The 23,441-nt window shown below is 40.1% G+C and carries 19 protein-coding genes; 1 reads left to right on the plus strand and 18 read right to left on the minus strand.

Annotated features, from left to right (window positions below):
• Positions 1–5 precede the first annotated feature (5 nt).
• The 11 genes from rlmN to D1953_RS07940 form a co-directional block, all read right to left on the minus strand.
• On the minus strand, positions 6–1,100 hold the full coding sequence (gene rlmN, locus D1953_RS07890) for a dual-specificity RNA methyltransferase RlmN (RefSeq protein ID WP_119116613.1): 1,095 nt from the start codon (positions 1,098–1,100) through the stop codon (positions 6–8).
• Positions 1,097–2,449 (minus strand): 16S rRNA (cytosine(967)-C(5))-methyltransferase RsmB, encoded by a 1,353-nt coding sequence (gene rsmB, locus D1953_RS07895; protein WP_119116614.1) that lies wholly within the window; start codon positions 2,447–2,449, stop codon positions 1,097–1,099. Before rsmB ends, rlmN begins: the two co-directional genes overlap by 4 nt.
• Complete coding sequence (gene fmt, locus D1953_RS07900) at positions 2,449–3,396, minus strand: methionyl-tRNA formyltransferase (RefSeq protein ID WP_119116615.1); 948 nt, start codon at positions 3,394–3,396, stop codon at positions 2,449–2,451. Before fmt ends, rsmB begins: the two co-directional genes overlap by 1 nt.
• Positions 3,393–3,878, minus strand: coding sequence for a peptide deformylase (def, locus tag D1953_RS07905; protein ID WP_119116616.1), 486 nt, complete (start codon positions 3,876–3,878; stop codon positions 3,393–3,395). Before def ends, fmt begins: the two co-directional genes overlap by 4 nt.
• A gap of 112 nt (positions 3,879–3,990) precedes the next feature.
• Entirely contained in the window at positions 3,991–6,402 is a 2,412-nt protein-coding gene (gene priA / locus D1953_RS07910) for a primosomal protein N' (RefSeq protein WP_119116683.1), read from the minus strand.
• 8 nt (positions 6,403–6,410) lie between these two features.
• Positions 6,411–7,619: a bifunctional phosphopantothenoylcysteine decarboxylase/phosphopantothenate--cysteine ligase CoaBC gene (gene coaBC / locus D1953_RS07915; RefSeq protein WP_119116617.1), complete on the minus strand. Its 1,209-nt coding sequence runs from the start codon at positions 7,617–7,619 to the stop codon at positions 6,411–6,413.
• Between the two features lie 254 nt (positions 7,620–7,873).
• Positions 7,874–8,080 carry a DNA-directed RNA polymerase subunit omega gene (gene rpoZ, locus D1953_RS07920; RefSeq protein WP_119116618.1) on the minus strand — a complete coding sequence of 69 codons (207 nt, stop codon included), beginning with the start codon at positions 8,078–8,080 and terminating at the stop codon, positions 7,874–7,876.
• Positions 8,081–8,083: 3 nt separating this feature from the next.
• Positions 8,084–8,698, minus strand: a complete 615-nt coding sequence (gmk, locus tag D1953_RS07925) for a guanylate kinase (RefSeq protein WP_119116619.1) — start codon at positions 8,696–8,698, stop codon at positions 8,084–8,086.
• A 10-nt stretch (positions 8,699–8,708) separates the two neighbouring features.
• Complete coding sequence (remA, locus tag D1953_RS07930) at positions 8,709–8,972, minus strand: extracellular matrix/biofilm regulator RemA (protein WP_034313813.1); 264 nt, start codon at positions 8,970–8,972, stop codon at positions 8,709–8,711.
• Between the two features lie 54 nt (positions 8,973–9,026).
• On the minus strand, positions 9,027–9,902 hold the full coding sequence (locus D1953_RS07935; protein ID WP_119116620.1) for a YicC/YloC family endoribonuclease: 876 nt from the start codon (positions 9,900–9,902) through the stop codon (positions 9,027–9,029).
• A 102-nt stretch (positions 9,903–10,004) separates the two neighbouring features.
• The gene (locus D1953_RS07940) at positions 10,005–12,683 is read right to left on the minus strand and encodes a cation-translocating P-type ATPase (RefSeq protein WP_119116621.1); all 2,679 of its coding nucleotides are present in this window, start codon (positions 12,681–12,683) and stop codon (positions 10,005–10,007) included.
• 250 nt (positions 12,684–12,933) lie between these two features.
• On the opposite strand from D1953_RS07940, the gene D1953_RS07945 reads away from it, so the two are divergent.
• Positions 12,934–14,649: an Rqc2 family fibronectin-binding protein gene (locus D1953_RS07945; protein WP_119116622.1), complete on the plus strand. Its 1,716-nt coding sequence runs from the start codon at positions 12,934–12,936 to the stop codon at positions 14,647–14,649.
• 131 nt (positions 14,650–14,780) lie between these two features.
• Here D1953_RS07945 and D1953_RS07950 read toward each other — a convergent pair whose 3' ends face one another.
• The 7 genes from D1953_RS07950 to carB form a co-directional block, all read right to left on the minus strand.
• The gene (locus D1953_RS07950; protein ID WP_119116623.1) at positions 14,781–15,551 is read right to left on the minus strand and encodes an ABC transporter ATP-binding protein; all 771 of its coding nucleotides are present in this window, start codon (positions 15,549–15,551) and stop codon (positions 14,781–14,783) included.
• A 123-nt stretch (positions 15,552–15,674) separates the two neighbouring features.
• Entirely contained in the window at positions 15,675–16,973 is a 1,299-nt protein-coding gene (locus D1953_RS07955; RefSeq protein WP_119116624.1) for a Ppx/GppA family phosphatase, read from the minus strand.
• Positions 16,974–17,208: 235 nt separating this feature from the next.
• Positions 17,209–17,844: an orotate phosphoribosyltransferase gene (pyrE, locus tag D1953_RS07960; protein WP_119116625.1), complete on the minus strand. Its 636-nt coding sequence runs from the start codon at positions 17,842–17,844 to the stop codon at positions 17,209–17,211.
• On the minus strand, positions 17,838–18,554 hold the full coding sequence (gene pyrF / locus D1953_RS07965) for an orotidine-5'-phosphate decarboxylase (protein WP_119116626.1): 717 nt from the start codon (positions 18,552–18,554) through the stop codon (positions 17,838–17,840). The genes pyrE and pyrF overlap by 7 nt, the downstream gene beginning before the upstream one ends.
• Position 18,555: 1 nt before the next feature.
• A complete protein-coding gene (locus tag D1953_RS07970) occupies positions 18,556–19,458 on the minus strand; it encodes a dihydroorotate dehydrogenase (protein WP_425454259.1) in 903 nt (300 codons plus the stop codon).
• Positions 19,459–19,463: 5 nt separating this feature from the next.
• A complete protein-coding gene (locus tag D1953_RS07975) occupies positions 19,464–20,234 on the minus strand; it encodes a dihydroorotate dehydrogenase electron transfer subunit (protein ID WP_119116628.1) in 771 nt (256 codons plus the stop codon).
• Positions 20,231–23,440, minus strand: coding sequence for a carbamoyl-phosphate synthase large subunit (gene carB, locus D1953_RS07980; protein ID WP_119116629.1), 3,210 nt, complete (start codon positions 23,438–23,440; stop codon positions 20,231–20,233). The genes D1953_RS07975 and carB overlap by 4 nt, the downstream gene beginning before the upstream one ends.
• Between the last annotated feature and the right edge of the window lies 1 nt (position 23,441).

Here is a 23,441-nt window from a genome sequence, read left to right on the forward strand (position 1 = left end):
TCGAGTCACCTCGTCTCTTCTTTTCGCTCCTTGGCCCGAAGCTGACCACAAGCCGCATCAATGTCATGACCTTGCTCTCTTCGAATTGTTACATTAATACCACGTTTCTTCAATGTCTTTTCAAATGCAAAAATTTGTTCACGAGGTGTTCTCACATAGTTGCGTTCTGGTACGTAATTAACAGGAATTAAGTTTACATGGCACTTGATTCCTTTAATAAGTGCAGCGAGTTCTTCCGCATGCTCCACTGTATCGTTTTCTCCACCGAATAAACCATATTCAAAGCTAACACGACGCCCGGTCTTTTCTGTATAATACTTAATGGCTTCAATTAAATCAGGCAGTTTATACGCACGGTTGATCGGCATTAATTTACTGCGGAGTTCCGTATTTGGTGCATGAAGAGAAACAGCAAAATTAATTTGTAGAGGTTCTTCAGCAAATTGATAAATTTTTGGAATAATACCGCTTGTTGAAACCGTAATATGACGTGCTCCAATATTCAAACCTTTTTCATGATTAATGTTTCGTAAAAAGGACATCATGTTGTCATAATTATCAAATGGTTCCCCAATTCCCATAATGACAAGGGAACTCACCCGCTCGCCAACCTCATCCAATGCTTGCTGTACTTTTACAACTTGAGCAACAATTTCTCCTGCCTCTAAGTTACGCTTTAACCCACCAAGTGTAGAAGCGCAAAACGTACAACCGATTCGACATCCGACTTGCGTTGTAACACAAATAGAATTTCCGTAATCATGACGCATTAATACCGTTTCAATTGAATAGCCATCATGAAGCTCAAATAAAAACTTCATCGTACCATCACTAGATGTTTGTTGAATTAATGTATTCAGCGTTGTAAATGTAAACTGTTCTTCTAATTTATCACGCAGCTGTTTTGATAGGTTTGTCATTTCAGCAAACCCTTTTACGCGCTTTTTGTATAACCAATCATAAATTTGTTCACCACGAAAGGCTTTATCACCGTTCTCAACAGCCCATTCTTTCAGCTGCTGAATTTCTAACGAATAAATCGAAGGCTTTTCCGGCTTCGTATCTTTTTTCACTCTTGTTGACTTTGTAATTTCTGTCATGCTTGTACCTTCTTTCTAAAGCTTGCAATAAAAAATCCATCGCTTTCAAAATATTGAGGGAACACTTGAAGGCTATGTCCTTCCACATAAGGCACGATTGCCTCAGGCATTCTTTCTTTTAAACTTAGATCGCTTTCAAATTCCTGATGGCTTTCCAAAAAGGCAGCTGCCACTCGATCATTCTCCTCGCGATCGACCGTACATGTACTATAAATCAAACGCCCGCCTTGCTTCACTAAAGGTGCCGCTGCGTCTAACAACTTTTGTTGAATAGAAGAGAGCTTTATTATATCATCTTTTGTTTTCGTATACTTCACATCTGGTTTACGGCGCATGACACCTAGACCTGAACATGGTGCATCGACAAGAATACGGTCAAAGCCTTCTTTATTAAATAAGTCTTGAACATGCCGGCTATCCGCAGCTTGTGTTTTAACATTTCGAAGCCCTAAACGCTCTGCTTGATCTTTAATCAGCTTCACTTTATGCTCATGCAAATCTAAAGCATACACTTGTCCAGTCGTTAAACCTTCGGCAATATGTGTTGTTTTTCCTCCAGGTGCTGCACAGCAGTCAAGAACCGCATCATTTCCACTTGCTCCTAAAGCATGAGCAACGAGCATTGAGCTTTCATCCTGAATGGATAGGTATCCTAATTTATAGCTTTCTGAATGCGCTAAATTCCCACGATAACAAATAATGGCTTCAGGTAAAATATCACTCGCTTCAACATCGTAGCCTTCTTCAATTAAAATACTCACAAGTTCACTGCGGGAAATTTTCTTTACATTCACCCGTGCCGTTTGCAAAGGCGCTGTTAAATTAACTTCACACATATCCGCGGTTTTTTCAAAGCCAAATTGCTCAATCCAACGCTTCACAAGCCAAATGGGATGACTCGTCCTAATCGCTAAACGTTCGCTTTCATCTTCAATTTCCTCAAAAGAAGCAACGCCATTTCGTTGAATATTGCGAAGTACACCATTAACCATCGATGTCGTTCCTTTATGGCCGCGTCTTTTCGCAATTTCTACTGCCTCAAACAAAATCGCATGATCCGGCACTTTATCTAAGTAAACCATTTGATAAACAGACATACGAAGTAAATTGATTACCCAAGACTGTGTTTTTTTCGGGTTTTTAATATACGGTTTAAGGAAATAATCTAACGTCATCTTTCGTTGAATCGTTCCGTAACTAATTTCCGTTAACAACCCGCTGTCTGCACTGGAAAGCTGGTATTTATTAATCACATTATTTAACATCAAGTTGCTATACGCTTGATTTTTCTCTACTGATTCGAGAATATCAAGAGCAATGTCTCGCACACCCTTTTTCGTTTGCTTCATTATTCTTCTCCTACCTTCATACCTGCTTTAATAAATGCCCCAGCACCGCGTAAATAATCTTTTGCCAGCATTTTTTTCTTACCTGAAGGCTGAAGCTCGGTAATGAGAATAGCGGTTTCGTTACCTGTTGCAACAACAATCCCTTCTTCACGAACATCGATGATAGTTCCCGGAGCGGATTCTTTCATGTCTGGAAGCTTTTTTACTTGCCATACTTTTAAGACATTGCCTTCCAATAGTGTATACGCTACAGGCCACGGATTTAAGCCGCGCACATGGTTATAAATTTCTTGCCCTGTTCTTGTCCAATCAATTTTTTCATCGGACCGTTTAATATTTGAAGCAAAAGTTGCTTTCGCTTCATCTTGCTTAATGGGAGTAAGTTCTCCATTTATTAGTTTTGGCAAAGTTTCCGCTAATAAATCTGACCCCACTTGACTTAACTTATCATGAAGTGTTCCAACATTATCTTCTTCTTCAATGACAACCTCTGCCTGTGTTAAAATATCTCCCGCATCCAGCTTTTCAGCCATATACATAATCGTAATACCTGTTTTTTCTTTTCCTTGCAAAATTGAATAATGAATCGGTGCGCCGCCGCGCAGCTCTGGTAAAAGAGAAGCATGGACATTAATACAGCCAAACTTTGGCGCTTCCAGCAGTTCATTCGGTAAAATCTGTCCAAAAGCCGCTGTCACAACTAAGTCAGGTTTTAGGGCCAAAATCTCAGCTAAATCTACTTCATTACGAATTTTTTCTGGTTGATATACTGGGATACCGTACTTCTCCGCCTCTACTTTTACAGGGGGAGGCGTTAATACTTTCTTCCGTCCAACTGGTCGATCAGGTTGCGTTACAACCGCTATTACTTCATAGCCCTCATCCATAATTCGCTTTAAAACAGGTACCGAAAAATCCGGCGTCCCCATAAAAATAATCTTTGTCATCGTTCCTCAAACCCTTCTAGCTCTTCTACTGTTATATAGCGAGAAATTTTACTTGTAAATAAAACGCCGTGCAAATGATCAATTTCATGTTGAATGGCGCGCGCTAAAAAATCTTCCGCTTCAAGCTCATAATATTCTCCACGTCGATTTTGTGCCCGAATCTTTACACGATATGGACGTGTTACTTCACCGTATACATCCGGAAAACTTAAGCACCCTTCAATCCCAGTTTGTTCTCCATCTGCTTCTAAAATTTCTGGATTGATCATTTCAATGACACCGGATTCCTCATCTATTTCCACGACAGCAATTTGTTTTTTCACACCAACTTGCGGAGCAGCGAGCCCTACTCCATCTGCTTCAACCATCGTTTCATACATATTATTTAACAGCTTAGCCAAATTTTTATCAAAACTTGTGACTTTTGCACATTTTTGTTTCAAAATTTTTTCCGGAAACATTACAATTGGTAAAATCGTCAAAAAATTAAACCTCCTATTAGAAAAGCGCAAGGCGCGTGAAGCGATATCCCCTTACTCGTTTTAAAATCATTTTATTTAAAAACGCGAGCGCTTCTAGCAGCTCGCGACTGGACTACATCATAATTTGTGGATTTAAATCAATCGAAATGGTCAAATGATGTTGTATAGATTCTTGTTGATAATGCTCTAAAATCGTGTGTAAATGATGATGTAATTGCGGCTCCCGCTTGTATTTTATCAGACATTGATAGCGATATCTATTGTTGATTCGACTAAGCGGTGAAGCAACTGGGCCGAAAATAATAGAATGCGGACTTAAATGCATTCTTAAATAGTGTGTAATCTTTTCTGTCGTCGCCACCGTTTTCATGACATCTTCATGTGATACGGTAATAAGAACAAGATAGAAATAAGGCGGATAATGACTTTGCCTCCGAATCAACATTTCTCGTTCATAAAACGAATCATAATGTTGAAGAGCAGCTAACTCAATACTATAATGCTCAGGTGTATATGTTTGAATCACTACTTCTCCAGGAAGATTGTGCCTTCCAGCTCGTCCACTCACTTGCGTTAAAAGCTGAAACGTTTTCTCTGAAGAACGAAAGTCTGGTAAATGCAACATTGTATCCGCTGATAAAACTCCGACAAGCGTAATATTAGGAAAATCAAGACCTTTTGCAATCATTTGCGTACCAAGTAAAATATCAGCCTTGCCTTCTCCAAAAGCATTCAACAATCGTTCATGCGAGCCCTTCTTGCTTGTCGTATCCACATCCATACGAATAACGCGTGCTTCAGGGAGTATCTTCGCTAGTTCTTCCTCTACTTTTTGCGTTCCTGTTCCAAAAAAGCGAATATGTTCACTTTCACATTCTGGACAAACATTGGGCATGCCCTCTTCATGGCCGCAATAATGACATTTCATTATATCATTAAAGCGATGATAGGTGAGAGAAATATCACAGTTTGGACAATGAATCACATAGCCGCAGCTGCGGCACATAACAAAGGATGAGTGCCCTCGTTTATTTAACATCAAAACAGTCTGTTCCCTTTTTTCAAGACGGTCTGTTAATTTCGTCAACAGCATTTCTGAAAACATCGAGCGATTTCCATTGCGGAGTTCCTCGCGCATATCGATGATTTCAACAGCTGGAAGTGCACTTTCATTCATGCGTCGGCTCATCGTTAGTAACTTATATACCCCTTTTTGAGCGCGGGCAAACGATTCTAATGTAGGTGTCGCACTGCCGAGAATAACCGGACAGCGATGTGATTTAGCTCGCTCAATCGCTACATCACGGGCATGGTAGCGTGGTGTCTCTTCTTGTTTATAGCTTGCTTCATGTTCTTCATCGATAATAATTAAGCCAAGATGTTCAAATGGCGCAAAGATAGCCGATCGTGCCCCAACAACCACTTTCACTTCTTTACGATGAATTTTACGCCACTCATCATACTTCTCCCCGATTGACAAGCCGCTATGCATCACAGCGACCTGCTCGCCAAATCGTTCTTTAAAACGTTTGACCGTTTGCGGTGTTAACGAAATTTCCGGAACAAGCATAATTGCTTCCTCTCCCTTTTCAATAACAGAAGCAATGGCCTGAAGATAGACTTCCGTTTTTCCGCTTCCTGTTACTCCATATAGAAGAAACACCTCATGTTCTTTGTTCCTAATATTTTCTTGAATCGGATGCAGTGCTAAAGCTTGCTCATTCGTTAACGACAGCGGCTCTGACCGCTCAAATATTCGGTTTTCATACGGATTACGATACACTTCCTGATTTTCTTCAGCAAGCAGCTGCTTCTTGACTAATGCTTTGACCGTCCCGTTCGATGTATGCGTTACTTCAAGCAACTCTTTTAACGAAATAGGTTCAGGATGCGCACAGAAATATTGTAAAACCTCACGTTGTTTTTTCGCATTTCCGGTAAAAGTGAGTGCAATTTCCGCAAGCTTTTCCCCTGTATGTAATGGGCGAATCACTTTAATCGTTTTTTTATTTAATTTATTCTTCACATAATAAACAAGCTCGAGATGCCCCTGTTGTACTTCTTTTTGAAAAAGAGCCCCATGTTCTCCTTCAATGACTTCCTTCCAAGTAATCGAAGAACGATGTCCCATTGCAGCAAGAACAATAGGAGATAACCTATCTTTTTTTTCTTCGATTATATTAAGGACTTTTTCATATTTTGCTTTCATCGCTGCTGGAAGCATTGCTTGTAAAGCGGTAATCTTAAAGCACATCGCTTCCCTCGTCATCCAATCAGCAAGCTGCAGCAATTCCTCATTTAAGACCGGTTCTAAATCCATCGGCTCTTTCATATTACGCAACTTATTCCACTCACTATGATCTTTCACTCCGACCACAAATCCTTGTACCATTCTTGGACCAAAGGGGACAATTACACGCATTCCTGGTTGAATGATGTTTGTCCATTTTTCCGGAATTCGATAATCAAATTCACGGTCGGTTTGCTTTGCGGGAACATCCACAATAACTGTTGCAATGTTCATACTTTCCATCAATCCTTTTGTAACATTGAAGCTGCTTCAGTTAAAATTCGTTTCGCTGTCTCTGCTTTTGTCAGCATTGGCAAGTTGATGGCACTGCCATCTCGTTTAAATATCGTTACAATATTCGTATCTGTTCCAAAGCCTGCTCCTGCTGTCGTCACATTATTGGCTACAATCATATCTGCATTCTTTTTCTCAAGCTTTCCACGTGCATATTCTTCTACTGCGTTCGTTTCAGCAGCAAACCCAATAATGAGTTGGTGAGTTTTCTTCATTCCCAACTCTTGAAGAATATCTTTTGTTCGTTCTAACTCAATGACATTGTCTCCCGGTTGTTTTTTCATTTTATGTGTATGATAAACTTTTGGCTTATAATCGGCCACAGCAGCTGTACCAATAACAATATCCGTATCGTCATAAAATGGCCAGACCGCATCATACATCTCTGCTGCTGATTCTACTTGTACAACATGTGCTTTAGCAGGTGGCGCCAAATTGACTGGTCCTGAAATAAGCGTTACTTCTGCACCTAGTTTAATTGCTTCTTCTGCCAAAGCATACCCCATCTTGCCAGTCGAATGATTCGTTAAAAAACGAACGGGATCAATCGCTTCCCGCGTCGGCCCTGCTGTGATTAAACATTTCTTTCCGCTAAGCGGTAATGGCTGATTCTTCTCATTAAAAGCCTGCTGCAAATGCTGAACAATCGTTTCGGGCTCTTCAAGGCGCCCTTTGCCAACATAACCACACGCTAAATAGCCTTCTCCTGGTTCAATGAACTGATAGCCGAAAGATCGTAATGTATCCATATTTTTTTGAACAGCAGGATGAGCATACATATGTACATTCATCGCTGGAGCAACCCAAACTGGTGCTTCTGTTGCCAAAAGTGTTGTCGTAATCATATCATCAGCAATACCATTGGCAATCTTCCCAATCACATTCGCTGTTGCTGGAGCAAGTAGAATAAGATCTGGCCAATCCGCTAAATCAATATGAGCAATAACGGCTGAATCCTTCTCATCAAACGTGTCCGTATAAACATCATGTCGTGAGAGCGCTTGAAATGTAAGCGGAGTCACAAATTGACGAGCTGAATCACTCATGATTACCTTCACCGAAGCTCCTGCTTGTGTTAATCTACTTGTTAAAGCTGCTGCCTTATACACAGCAATCCCACCTGTTACACAAAGAAGAATCTTTTTATCGATAAGCATAGAATTTCCCCCTAGCTTGAACATTGTTTAGTTTATTATAATCCAAATGGATATAAAACGAATATCACTTTACCTTTTGAAACGATTATCATTCAAACATCTATTCCAATAGAATAAGTTCATGCAGACATCCCCTTCTCCTGCACAAAAAGAAAAGGTCTGACAACGTTTGCAGAGCGAGATACGGTAGATAAACTACCGAGCCTCATTGCTTTACGGAGTCAGACCCGAAAAGGTCAAGCAAATACGATTACTTACTTTTCTTCATATTGATTCGTATAAGTTAATTTTCCAGAATAAATTTCCTCTAGCGCACGACCAACAGATTTATGAGAAACTGGCTTTTCAACCTGGCAATCTTCCTTCATTTGCATTTCACGAGCGCGCTTAGCAGCAACAGAAACAAGTGAGTATTTAGAATCAATTTTAAGTAATAAAGAATCAATTGGTGGATATAACATAATTTATTCAGCCTCCAGCATTTTTTTATAACGAGCTTCTACTCTTTCACGTCGACAATGTTCAGCAACAATAATGCAGTTTACTTTTTCACATGCTCTTTCTACAGAATCATTTTCAACGACATAATCATATAAACTCATAAGTTCAATTTCCTCTTTTGCCACTTTCATTCGACGTTGAATGACCTCTTCCGTGTCCGTTCCACGATTCACGATGCGGTTCTCAAGCTCTGAAAGACTTGGCGGCGCTAGGAAAATAAACAAGCCATCTGGGAACTTTTCCCGAACTTGCTTTGCTCCTTCTACTTCAATTTCTAGGAAAATATCCTTTCCTGCCTCAATTGTCTCTCGTACATAATCAACAGGTGTACCATAGTAGTTTCCTACAAACTCAGCATGCTCGAGCAATTTCCCTTGCTCAATGAGCGCTTCAAATTCTTCTCGCGTTTTAAAGAAATAATCAACCCCGTCAACTTCTCCTTCACGTGGAAGACGAGTCGTCATCGAAATAGAATACTCAAACGATTTATCAGGCTCGGAGAAAATAGCCTTTCGAACCGTTCCCTTTCCAACACCAGATGGTCCAGATAATACAATCAATAACCCTTTTTCTTTCATAATATGTCCTTTACCCCTCTTCTACGCTGTCATCACGATCTTGAAGACGTGCAGCAACTGTTTCCGGCTGAACAGCTGATAAGATAACGTGATCACTATCTGTTATAATTACAGCTCTTGTTCTTCTTCCGTATGTAGCATCTATTAATGAACCGCGATCGCGGGCATCCTGAATAATTCTTTTAATTGGAGCCGATTCCGGACTCACGATTGAGACAATACGATTTGCAGAAACAATATTTCCAAAACCGATATTTATGAGCTTGATCGACATTATTGTCCTCCATCCCTATTCTATTGTCACCTTGAAGCTTTAATCATAAACAACCTATTCAATATTTTGAACTTGTTCTTTCATCTTTTCTAATAAGCTTTTCATTTCGACAACTTCCTTTGTAATAAGAGAGTCATTTCCCTTTGAACCAATTGTGTTGACTTCTCGGTTCATCTCTTGTACAAGAAAATCAAGCTTACGACCAATCGGATCTTTTTGCTTCAATGTTTCTGCGAATTGTAATAAGTGGCTTTCTAATCTAGTTAACTCTTCGTTAATGTCACACTTATCTGCAAAAATGGCAGCTTCTGTAACAAGTCGACTTTCTTCAATCAATCCGTCCGTTAACTCGTTTAACTTCATCGCTAGCCTGTCTTTATAAGCACGAACAACAGAAGGAGCATATTGTTTCACATGCTGTGCAATAGCTGCTAACTTTTCCTTATGTTTTTCTAAGTCATAAGCTAGCTCTTGACCTTCTTGAACACGCATACGTTTTACATCTTCTAACGCGCTTGTTAAGGCTTGCAGTAGAAGCCATTCCACTTCATCATTTTCTGCGGGCACTTCCTCTACCGAAAAAACCGTTTCAAGTTTCAGTAAATCTTGTAACGTAACTTGTGATGTAAACTGATACTTTTCTTGTACTGTATCTATGAGTGAAACAAATTGATCTGCAATATCCCAATCGAACTTCAGCTCCTTAGAAACAAGGCCTTCTCCTTCGACTGTAATAAAAATTTCTCCCCGTCCACGTCGAATATATTCATTTGCTTTCTTCTTTACTTTATCTTCTAAGAATAAAAGCTGTCGCGGCATTCGAATATTGTATTCACAAAAGCGATGATTCACCGTTTTAATTTCAACAGTTACCCTTACATGATCATTCTCTGCCTTACCTCGTCCATAGCCTGTCATACTAATAACCATGGTTTCACTTCCTATCAAACATAATGTACAGTCATTATATGTATTGGAAAAAATAAAAAGGTAATAGAGAACACTCTACTACCTTATGGATTATATCATATATTATTTTGATTTTCTTGCTAAAAAGCTGCCAGCCAGTAAAAAAGTTGGAATCGACGACATTCCGATAATTAACAGCCAATCACGAGCAGGAATCGCAATCGTATGGAAAATCAGTTGCAATGGCTGATAATAAATGACCGCAATCATTAACAGTAAAGAAGACAATACGGCACCAACTAAATATTTATTTCCAAAAGGATTTCGTGAAAAGATGGAACGTTCGCTTCGGCAGTCAAACACGTGAATCAGCTGCGTTAGCACTAATGTAGCAAAAGCGACCGTCTGAGCATATTCCAAATTGTCCGGATTCGCACGATAGACAATATAAAAAGCAATCAAGGTGGAAACACCAATTAAAAAACCGCGAGAAATGATTTTCCACCCAAGTCCCCTTGCAAATACGCCTTCGTTTGGACTGCGCGGCTTTTGCTTCATCACATCATCTTCTGGCTCATCTAGACCTAAAGCCATCGCCGGTAAACCATCTGTCACTAAATTGACGAATAAGATTTGAATAGGCACCATCGGCAACGGTAAGGCACAAAGCATGGCAAAAAACATCACCAAAATTTCTCCTACATTCGAAGCTAATAAATAACGAATAAACTTCCGAATGTTTTCATAAATATTTCGTCCTTCTTTAATCGCTGATTTAATCGTCGCAAAATTATCATCCACTAATATGAGTGAGGAAGCTTCTTTTGCCACATCTGTTCCTGTAATCCCCATCGCTACCCCAATATCCGCTGTTTTAATAGCCGGGGCATCATTCACTCCATCGCCGGTCATCGCTACGATATGCCCTTTATTTTGCAGAGCCTTTACAATTTGTAGTTTGTGCTCAGGTGACACACGAGCGAACACCGCAACATCTTCCACTATTTCTTCTAGCTCTTCAAACGACAAATCATTTAATTGCTTCCCTTCAATAACCTTCTCCTTGCCCTTTAAAATACCGAGCTGCGCAGCAATCGCTTTAGCGGTCGTTACATGGTCTCCCGTAATCATCACTGTTTTAATGCCTGCTTCTCGACATTCTTTAATAGCTTGCTTCACTTCAGGACGCGGAGGATCAATCATTCCTTGCAGCCCCATAAATGTTAAGTTCTTTTCAGCTTCCTCTTCATGTAACACGACATGTCCAGCCGCTAATGGCTTATAGCCTACCGCAATCATCCGAAGAGCAAGTGAAGCTAGTCCTTCCATTTCTCGATGAACACTTGCTTGATATTCTTTATTCAAAGGAGCTGTTTTCCCATCCCACAAAATCGACTCACAGCGAGCAAACAGGACATCTGGAGCCCCTTTCGTTACAACAAAATGCTTTCCTGCTTCATCTTTTATGATGACACTCATCATTTTTCGTGTCGAATCAAACGGAAATTCCTTCACAATTGTAAACTTCTCAAACAATTGCTCTCTCGTTAATCCTGCTTTTAATGCAGCAACAAACATCGCTCCTTCTGTTGGATCACCATCTAACGTAAACCGATCTCCTTTTCTCACTAAATCCGCTTTATTACACAGCATACCGAATGTTAACAATTGAAGCAATGACTTTTCCGCTTGTACAGAAACAGCTCGTTCACCGTCTAGAAATTCTCCTTCAGGAGCATAGCCCGTCCCTGTAGCATCCCATGTCTTTCCGCCACTCCATAGCTTTGTCACTGTCATTTTGTTTTGTGTCATCGTTCCTGTTTTATCTGAACAAATAACCGATGCACAACCGAGCGTTTCAACAGCGGGAAGCTTACGAACAATCGCCTGCTGCTTAATCATACGTTGCACACCTAGCGACAAGGCGACCGTCACAATAGCCGGCAAGCCTTCAGGAATAGCTGCAACCGCCAGCGATACCCCTGCTAAAAACATCGTATACACGTCATGTCCTTGTAATACACCTGTCAATACTACAATAACGGTTAACACGAGTGCCGTCGCAATTAAAACTTTACCAAGCTGCTCCAATCTGCGTTGAAGCGGTGTAATCATCGTTTCCGCTGTTTGAAGCAAGTGGGCAATTTTCCCCATCGCTGTATCCATTCCAGTGGCGATGACAATTCCTTTACCGCTTCCTCTCGTTACCATCGTCCCCATAAATGCTTTATTCTCTTCGTCCCCAATACCATCTGCATCAAATAAAAGCGGCTCAGATGTTTTAACAGCCGGTTGCGATTCACCTGTTAAAGCAGATTCTTCAATTTCTAAACTGAATGATTCAATAATTCGCAAATCTGCTCCGATTCGGTCACCGCTTGCAAATTTTAACACATCTCCAACAACGACTTCCTTAGAGGGTATTTTTATCCATTTATTATCACGTAACACATGGACTTGCGGAGCAGACATCTCCTTTAAAGCATCTAAAGACTTCTCTGCTTTTCGTTCTTGAAAAAATCCAAGAATCCCGTTTAAAAACACAATTGCAATGATAGCAATGGCATCTACATACTCACCTAGTATCCCAGAGATAAGCGTTGCGACCAATAATACGAGCACCATGAAATCTTTAAACTGGGCAAAAAATAACAGTAACGCAGACTGTTTTTCAGCCTCTTGAAGTTCGTTAAACCCATGTTTACGCTGCCTTTTCGTCACCTCATCTTTGTTCAATCCAAGCTTAATGCTTGTTTGAAGAGCATTCTCTATTTCTTGCGTCTTCATTTCCCGGAACTTCATCGAGCATCACACATCCTCTGCATAATAGTAGAAAAGTGGCGGCGGGATTATTTACAGCAACAGATAATGTGCACGATCTAAGCAGTACTCCCCCTCCTCTAACCTTGCCAAGCTCCAACCATCTCTCCTCCCATACATATTCAGACTCGTCCAAAAAAATGCTATAATGATTATGAAAAGTGGTACCAGTCTCGATTGCTTACCATATAGTCGTTACTTCACTCAATATTTGAAAAAGGATGTAGAATATATGTCATTTGACGGATTATTTACAAAGGCGATGACAGAAGAAATCGCTTCTTTACTAAAAGGCGGCCGTATTAACAAAGTGCATCAGCCTTATAAAAACGAATTAATTTTGGTTGTTCGGGCAGGCAAGAAAAATTTTAAATTATTACTCTCTGCTCATCCAAGCTATGCAAGAGTTCAAATAACAGAAGAAGATTATGAGAATCCAAAAGAGCCGCCAATGTTTTGCATGCTGCTCAGAAAGCATCTTGAAGGATTTACGATTGAGGATATTCGTCAACATGAATTAGACCGAATGATTATTCTGGATGTAAAAGGACGTAACGAACTCGGCGATTTATCTCAAAAACAATTAATTATTGAGATTATGGGTCGTCACAGCAACATTATTTTAGTCGATCAAGAACGAAATATGATTCTCGACAGTATTAAACATGTATCTTATGCAGTGAATAGTCACCGTTCCATTTTGCCAGGGCAAGAGTACAAGCTCCCTCCTGCACAGCACAAACAAAACCCATTTACTGCTTCTACAGAAGATATCGTAAAACAACTAGATTTCAATGCGGGCAAATTAGATCGTCAGCTTGTACAACAATTCGCCGGAATCTCCCCTTTATTCGCTAAAGAAGCCGTTCATCTCGCTGGACTTGCTAATTCAGACACATTGCCGGGGGCTTTTCTTGCATTAATCCATACTCTTTCTAAGCAAGATTACATACCTACTATGATATCAGATGGAAAAAAAGACGTGTTTTATATGCTTCCTTTACATCATCTTTCTGGCGAGGCTAAATCTTTCTCGTCGCTTAGCCAAATGCTGGATCGCTTTTATTTTGGTAAGGCTGAGCGTGATCGTGTTAAGCAGCAAGGACATGACCTTGAACGATTCATCACAAACGAAGTGGAAAAAAACCGAAAAAAAATTGGAAAGCTTGAACGAACATTACAAGAAACCGAACGCAGTGAGCAATATCAACTATATGGCGAATTATTGACCGTGAACTTATATCAAATGACAAAGGGACTAACGGAGATTGAAGTCGTCAATTATTATGATGAAAATGAAGGGACCGTCGTTATTCCACTTAATCCACAAAAAACACCGACAGAAAACGCTCAGCATTATTTCGCTAAATATCAAAAAGCGAAAAATGCAGTCGCTATTGTTCAAGAACAAATTGAAAAAACAAAAGAGGAATTACACTACTTTGAAACGTTGCAGCAGCAGCTACAATCCGCATCACCAAAGGATGTAGAAGAAATTCGTGAAGAGTTGCAAGAAGAAGGCTACTTACGCCAAAAGCAAAAAAAAGGCATGAAAAAACCTGCCAATGCCAAACCGCAGCTTGAAACATACCACTCTACAAACGGAGATATTATTTTCGTTGGAAAAAACAATAAACAAAACGATTACTTAACAAATAAATTTGCTCGTCGTGATGAAATATGGCTTCATACGAAAGATATTCCTGGTTCACATGTTGTCATTCGCAACGAAGTACCGAGCGAACAAACGATTAAAGAAGCTGCTATTTTAGCCGCTTACTATAGTAAAGCCCGGCAATCAAGCTCTGTCCCAGTTGATTATACAAAGGTACGTCATGTAAAAAAACCAAGCGGCGCAAAACCCGGCTTCGTCATTTATGAACAGCAGCAAACCCTGTTCGTTACACCAGACGAGGAAATCGTCATTCAATTAAAAAATAATGAATAGCAACGTAAGAGGCTGCCAACACAGCCTCTTTTCTTTGAAATGGAATAATCATGTCCAATTCACTATATTTAATTATTTGGTTATGCTCATAAATATTGTTAATTTATACGAACGTTATTTAACAGAACCAATTATTTAAGTGCAATCCACGTTCGATCTTGCTCATGTTGAATGGCAATCGGCTGCTTAAAAAAATCTGAAAGCATAGATTCTGTTAACTGTTCATTCGTTCGTCCAGAAGCAAATACTTTCCCCTCACGCATCAAAAGAGTATGTGTAAAGCACGGTAAAATTTCTTCAACATGATGCGTCACGTAAATAAGTGTCGGACCGTTTGGCTCAGTGGCAACCTTTTCGATAAACTGAAGCAACTGTTCTCTTGCTAGTAAATCTAGTCCTGTGCATGGTTCATCTAAAATAAGAAGCTTAGGCGACGGCATAAGCGCTCTTGCAATAAGCACTCGTTGGCGCTCTCCTTGCGATAAAACGCCATAAGCTTGATCCTGTAAATGTTCACATTGTAATAACTTCATTAATTCTTTTGCACGCTCAATATCACGTTCATCTACTTTATCGTATAAGCCAATTGAAGCAAATTTTCCGCTTAAGATAATCTGAAACACCGTATCATACTCTCGAAAGCGCTGTTGCAGTGATGAACTCACCCAGCCAATTTCTTTACGCAGCTCAGGTAAATTCGTTTGACCAAATGTATGTCCTAATACATGAACTTTCCCCTCTGTCGGCCAAATATAGCCATTGATTATATTTAAAAGCGTTGTTTTCCCAGAACCATTTAGCCCTAATAGACACCAATACTCTCCTTGTTGTACAGACCACGATACATCATGTAAAATATGCTTATTATTACGTCGAAATGAAACATTTTCTACAGTAATCAAGATGTGCCCTCTCCTTTATCTATAACGAATTTCTCTAATTAATGTACATCAATATTTTAACAGAAATAGGCTGTTTACAACGCTCTTTCTCACTCAAACGTTGTAAACAGCCTATACATTCTTTTATTCTCTAAACAAATTCAATGACTTCATGCGCAAAACAAAGGCATGGTCACTATCAGTCAAAATCCTTTTATACTTATCATCCACGTTATAATCAGCAATTAACAGCGCCATCATCATTTGCTGATGAGTCACTCCAAATACGCCGCGTGAGAATAAGTATTTCAAAAATTTCTTAGTCTGCTTTCCATCAGAGTACTGTTTTTTCAAATTAAAGAACGTCGCAAGCTTTATCACATCAACCTCTTCCGTAGTTAACATCGACTGACATGCAGTAAACACCTCCGCGAAACGTTGCTGATAACGCCCGGAAAGAGCATGCTCATTCAGAAGCTGTTCAATATCACGCTCTAGTATATTCTCACATACAGCTCCCTTTAATAGATAATCCCATACAACCCCTTCTCTTAACCCATGCTTACTTAAAATAAGTTGTTTATTCTGTACATAATTCATAATCGTTATAACAAATAATAAAGCACTCGGAAAGATGGCTGCTCGTTTCTTAGGGAGCCCCTCGGCATCTAAACGTTCCTGCTCTGTTAACATTCGCAGCTCTTCAAAAATAGCTTGAACCCGTTCGAAGGTTAGCGAATAATTATGCTGAATCGACAACGGATAACGCTTCCTAGCCCGGTCATACTTTCCAATAGTCCGCATCGTTCCGCCAACACCAATGATTGCATCAATTTCTAAATCTTTTAACCATTCAACGCTGTCTAATAGTGTAGTAAAAGATTGCGTCATTTTTACGAGGAGCTGATTATCAATCATATTCGTAGATTGGAATCGATCACAAATATTTAATGAACCAACTGGTAAGCTAATCGATTGTTTCATCTCCCGATTACTAACATACACAAGCTCTGTACTGCTCCCGCCAATATCAACCATTAAATAATTGTCGAGTGCAAAACCATTAACAAGGCTGTAGTATCCTAGATACGCTTCTTGTTGTCCGGAAATCAACTCAACTTCTATTCCGATCTGTTCTTTTATCCGTTGAATGATTTCCTGTCCATTAGCCGCACGACGTAAAGCCTCCGTTGCTACGCAAAAGATTTTGCTCACTTTGTTGCTCATTGCTACATGCTGAAATCTAGTTAAAACCGTCATAATTTCCTGGATTTTTTCTAACTTTATGCAATCACCTTGTTGCAAGTTAGCCCCTAAACGAACGTACGCTTTATAATCATTATCATTGACGATTTTAATTGGATTAAAATCGTTTTCGCTCACTTCACAAATAATCATATGAAAGGAATTTGAGCCTATATCAATGACCGCTATTCGTTTCATATCAAGCCCCCCTTAACCCCTATTACAAAATCCCTAATTGTTTGTAAGACCAATTCGCTTACGTTATTATAACACTACTTCTCTTTCTCTTACGTTAGGCTAGCATTTCATTTGATTAAAAGTTTCGTTAAGATCTAATCAGATTAACGAATATTGTTGATGTATACGATTTTTAACAGAACCAAAATAACAAAAAATGCCCTACCGTTTCATACGGTAGGACATTCTTTTTCTTTTAAGCATCAATCCAAGAAGGATCTTCTGGATTTTCGCGCCATTTCGTTAGCTTTTGCAGTTCGCCTTCGTTAATATAGCCTTGTTCTTTTGCTACTTGTACAAGTGTTGAATAATCGCTAATCGAATGAGAAGCTAACCCTTCAGCTGCTAGTTTTTCTTTTCCTTTTTCGAGCTCATATGTAAAGATCGAAACGATACCAAGTACATCACAACCAGCTTCGCGAAGTGCTTGTGCAGCTGTAATCGCACTGCCGCCTGTCGAAATAAGATCTTCTACAACAACGACTTTTTGACCTGGCTTCGCGCTGCCTTCAATTTGATTCCCTTTGCCATGCTCTTTTGCTTTCGAACGAACGTAGCACATTGGGAGGTTCATTAAATCACTTACCCATGCTGCATGGGCAATTCCTGCTGTTGCTGTTCCGGCAACTAATTCCGTACCAGGGAAATGCTCTTCAATTAATTGCTGCAACCCGCGAGCGATATCTTGACGAATAGTTGGATAAGAAAGCGTTAAGCGATTGTCGCAATAGATTGGTGCTTTCATTCCTGAAGACCATGTGAAAGGATCATTCGGCTGTAAGTACACCGCTTTAATTTCTAATAGATGTTGTGCAATAGTTTGTTTTAACATGAAATTCCCTCCCAAGCGTTCTTCATCGATAAATAAGATTGTAATGGATCATCAGCTTTCGTAATTGCTCGTCCTACCACAATAAAATCTGAACCAAGCTCTCTTGCTAGTGCTGGTGTCGCAACGCGCGCTTGATCGTGCGTTGCTCCTGTTGCATTACGGATACCAGGCGTTACCGTTAAAAATTGCGAACCAATCGTTTCATGGATTCGCTTCACTTCATGAGTGGAACAAACCACACCATCCAATCCTGCTGCATTTGTAAGAGACGCATAATGCAGGACAGCATCCTCAAGTGAACCAAGGATATTCTGTTCTCTATTCATCTGCTCTTCTGTTGTACTTGTTAATTGCGTAACCGCAATACATAGCGGTCGTTTTTGACCGCCTGTAGTCCCAGCATCTAAACCTTCTAGTGCTGCTTCCATCATTTTTTGGCCACCAGCGGCATGAACATTGACTAAGTCCGCTCCTAAACTAGCAAGACCTTTCATCGCCATTTTCACTGTATTCGGAATATCATGAAGCTTCAAGTCAAGAAACACATCATGTCCTTGCTCTTTTAAATATGAAACCATCGCTGGACCATTTTGATAAAAAAGCTCCATACCGACTTTCACGAACAACTTTTCAGAACCGAAAGGCTGTAAAAACTTTTTCGTTTCTTCTAAATTAGGAAAGTCAAGCGCAATAATCAACGAGTTATTCATCTTATTTCCAGCTCCTTCCCGTACATTGTGAAATATGATCAAAGCCAAGCTCATCAAGGAGCGCTGGAAGCTCATCGATAATCGTTGGACAAACAAATGGATCAACAAAGTTTGCTGTACCAACTGCGACTGCACTTGCTCCCGCATAGAAAAACTCAATTACATCTTCAGCATTCGTAATACCGCCCATACCGATAATCGGTAGAGAGGTTTGCTGACTTACTTCATAGATCATACGAAGGGCAACTGGTTTAATCGCCGGGCCTGATAAACCGCCTGTTCTATTCGCAATAATCGGTTTGCCTGTTTTTAAGTGTAGACGCATGCCGACTAATGTATTAATCATCGTTAAACCATCAGCACCGCCCGCCTCAACTGCTTTCGCCATTTCAACGATATTCGTTACATTTGGAGATAGCTTCACGTACACGGGAACGCTTGAAACGTCTTTCACCGCTTTTGTTACTTTTTTTGCTACTTCTGGATCCGTTCCGAAGGTAATCCCGCCTTCTTTTACGTTCGGGCAGGAAATATTTAATTCAAGTGCATGTACATTAGATGCTTGACTAATTTCACGCGCTACTTTCACATAATCTTCTATCTGTGAACCAGCAATATTCGCAATAATCGGCACATCATGGTTACTTAGCCATGTTAATTCCTCTGAAATGACTTTTTTCAGACCAGGATTTTGTAAACCGATTGCATTTAACATCCCAGCGTCTGTTTCCGCAACCCGCGGCGTTGGATTACCGAATCTTGGCTCAGGTGTTGTTGCCTTAATCATGATCGCACCAAGCTTACTTAAATCATAAAATTGGCTGTATTCACGGCCAAAACCGAAGCAGCCTGATGCTGGTATAATTGGATTTTTTAATGAAAGACCTGGTAATTCAATTGACAGTTTGCTCACAGTATCACCTCTCCAGCACGGAAAACCGGTCCGTCACTACATATTTTTTTATAAGAAGATCCTTCCCCACTGTGACAAACACAAGCAAAGCAAGCACCGACTCCGCAGCCCATTCTTTCTTCTAATGACAGATAGAGGGGCTTGTCCGAATATCCCGCTTCTAACGCTTTTAACATCGGTGTTGGACCGCAAGAGTAAATCGCTTTATAGGAATCAGCTAAATCTTTCATCACATCCGTTACAAACCCTTTTGTACCATGTGATCCATCAACTGTAGCAATATACGTTTCCCCTAAAGCGGCAAACTCACGCTCATAAAACACGGCGGATTTTGTTTCAAAGCCAAGCACATGAATCACTTGAACACCTTTAGCTACAAGCATTTGCGACAGCTGATAGAGAGGAGGAACACCAATTCCTCCACCTACTAACAGCGCTGTCTCACCGCTTTCTACTGCATCAACCGGGAAACCATTTCCTAATGGTCCAAGTACATCCACTGTTTCAGTTTCTGTTTTACGTGAAAGCAGCTTCGTACCTTTCCCTCCTGCACGATAAATCATCGTAAAGGATTGTTCATGTTGATTAAAGGAACAGATGGAGATCGGGCGTCTTAATAACGGATCCAGACCATCGCTCGTTTTTACATGGACAAATTGACCAGGTTGTTTCATTTCTTCGACTAATTGCCCTTGTAAAGTCAACTCAAAGATGGCGGGCGCCAATTCTTTATGTGACAAGACCTTCATCGTTTCCTTTACGATCATGAAAAGCTCACCTCACGACTTTTTTCTGATTTCTCCATCGCTTCTGCAGAGAATGTCATCGATTCAATCACTCGCAATATTGCTTCTGCCGTATCAAGTGACGTTAAGCAAGCTACACCATTTTCAACGGATTCACGGCGAATTTTAAAGCCATCTCGTTCTGGTTGTTTTCCTTTTGTTAACGTGTTGATGACAAATTGAGCTTCTCCATTACGGATTACATCAAGTAAATTTTTACCTTCTTCACCAATTTTACCAACCGTTGTAACCGGAATACCAGCTTCTGCAATCGATGCTGCTGTTCCGCTTGTTGCAATTAATTTGAAGCCAATATTGTGGAAGCGTCGCGCTAATTGCAGCGCTTCTTCTTTGTCTTTATTAGAAACTGTTAAAAGTACGGAACCGTGACCTTGAATTTTTATCCCAGAAGCAACAAGGCCTTTGTATAATGCTTTTTCAAGTGTACGATCTTTCCCCATTACTTCACCGGTTGACTTCATTTCTGGTCCGAGCGTAATATCTACTCTTCTTAATTTCGCGAAAGAGAAGACTGGAACTTTTACATATACGCCCTCTTTTTCAGGTACTAAGCCGCTTTCATAACCAAAGCTTTCTAATGAGTGGCCTAAAATCACTTTTGTCGCTAAGTTTGCCATTGGGACATTCGTAATTTTACTTAAGAATGGTACCGTACGGCTTGAACGTGGATTTACTTCGATTACGTATACTTCACCTTCGCTAATAACATATTGAATGTTTAGCAAACCGATGATGTTTAAGCCTTTGGCTAAACGTGTTGTATAGTCAATAATCGTTTCTTTTTGCTGAGCCGTTAAGCTTTGTGTTGGGTAGACAGCAATGGAATCCCCAGAGTGAACGCCTGCACGTTCAATATGCTCCATAATCCCTGGAATAACGACTGTTTTACCATCGCTAATCGCATCTACTTCAATTTCTTTTCCTGTTAAGTAACGGTCAATAAGAACTGGATGTTCTGGATTCACTTTTACTGCATTTTTCATATAGTGTAAAAGTTCTTCCTCGTAGTAAACGATTTCCATCGCACGACCACCTAATACGTAAGAAGGACGAACTAATACTGGATAGCCAATTTCTTTTGCAATCACAACCGCTTCTTCTACAGATGTTGCCGTTTTTCCTTTTGGTTGCGGAATATTAAGTTCGTGCAGAGCCTGTTCAAACTTGTCACGGTTTTCCGCCCGATCGATATCCTCTAATGATGTACCGAGAATTTTCACGCCTCGTTCCACTAATTGATCTGCTAAGTTAATCGCTGTTTGTCCACCGAATTGAACGACAACACCTTCTGGTTGCTCAAGGTCAATGACATGCATTACATCTTCAATTGTTAGCGGTTCAAAGTACAGTTTATCTGAAATACTGAAGTCTGTTGATACCGTCTCTGGATTGTTATTAATAATAATCGCTTCATAACCAGCTTCTTTAATTGCCCATACGGAATGAACCGTAGCATAGTCAAACTCAACACCTTGACCGATACGGATTGGACCTGATCCTAGAACAACAACGCTTTTCTTATCTGTGACAATTGATTCATTTTCATCTTCATATGTGCCATAGAAGTAAGGAGTTTCTGATTCGAATTCCGCTGCACATGTATCAACCATTTTATAGACAGGAACAATGCCTAATTGTTTTCTTGTTTCATATACATGTAACTCTGTCACATCTGCTAATTGAGCAATCGTTTTATCAGAAAAACCAAGCTCTTTTGCTTTTCTTAATACGTCTGGATTAAATGGATCTTCTTTCACTTGTTGTTCGAAGTTGATAATTTTGTTCAGCTTATGAAGGAAGAATAAATCAATTTGGCTCCAGTCATGAATCGTTTCAATCGTTACGCCACGGCGAAGTGCTTCACCGATATAGAATAGACGCTCATCTCCTGCAATACGAATTCGTTTTTCGATTAAACCGTCTTCTAGCTCTTCTCCGTTTAGTCCTAAGTGATATAGACCTGCTTCAAGTGAACGAACCGCTTTTAAAATCGATTCTTCAAATGTACGGCCAATCGCCATAACTTCTCCCGTTGCCTTCATTTGCGTACCAAGCGTACGGTTTGCACTTTCAAACTTATCAAATGGCCAGCGTGGAATTTTTGTCACGACATAGTCAAGCGCCGGTTCAAAACTTGCATACGTTTTACCGGTAACTGGATTCATCATTTCATCAAGTGTTAAGCCGACTGCGATTTTGGCTGCCAATTTTGCAATTGGATACCCTGTTGCTTTTGAAGCAAGTGCAGATGAGCGACTTACTCGAGGGTTTACTTCGATAACATAATATTGATAGCTATTCGGATCAAGCGCTAACTGAACATTACATCCACCTTCAATTTTCAAAGCACGAATAATTTTTAAAGAAGTATTTCGAAGCATTTGATACTCACGGTCACTTAACGTTTGACTTGGTGCAGCGACAATGGAATCCCCTGTATGAACGCCAACTGGGTCGAAGTTTTCCATGTTACACACAACAATTGCGTTATCATTTGTATCACGCATTACTTCGTATTCAATTTCTTTAAAACCTGCGATACTTTTTTCAAGTAAGCATTGGTGTACAGGACTGCTTTTCAAACCGCCCTCTACGATTTCAATTAACTGTTCTTCGTTTTCACAAATTCCGCCGCCAGTTCCACCTAGTGTAAAGGCTGGTCGAACAATAACCGGATAGCCTACGCGCTCAACAAACGTATACGCTTCTTCTAATGAGTGGATAATGTCACTATCTGGTACAGGCTCACCTAAATCATTCATTAATGTACGGAATAAGTCACGATCCTCTGCTTGCTCAATCGCATCAAGCTTTGTGCCGAGAATTTGCACGTTGCATTCTTCTAGAATTCCTGCGTTTGCTAGTTCAACCGCCATGTTCAGTCCTGTTTGACCGCCAAGTGTCGGAAGAAGAGCATCTGGACGTTCTTTACGAATAATTTTGCTTACAAACTCAAGTGTAATTGGTTCAATATAAACAGCATCTGCGATTTCACTGTCTGTCATAATCGTTGCCGGGTTCGAGTTAATGAGGATAACACGGTATCCTTCTTCTTTTAAAGCGATACACGCTTGTGTACCTGCATAATCAAATTCCGCTGCCTGGCCAATGATAATCGGGCCAGATCCAATCACTAAAATGCTTTTAATATCATTACGTTTCGGCATA

Origin of the sequence: Peribacillus asahii, from assembly GCF_003570725.1 — a bacterium.
Lineage (GTDB): Bacteria > Bacillota > Bacilli > Bacillales > DSM-1321 > Peribacillus > Peribacillus asahii.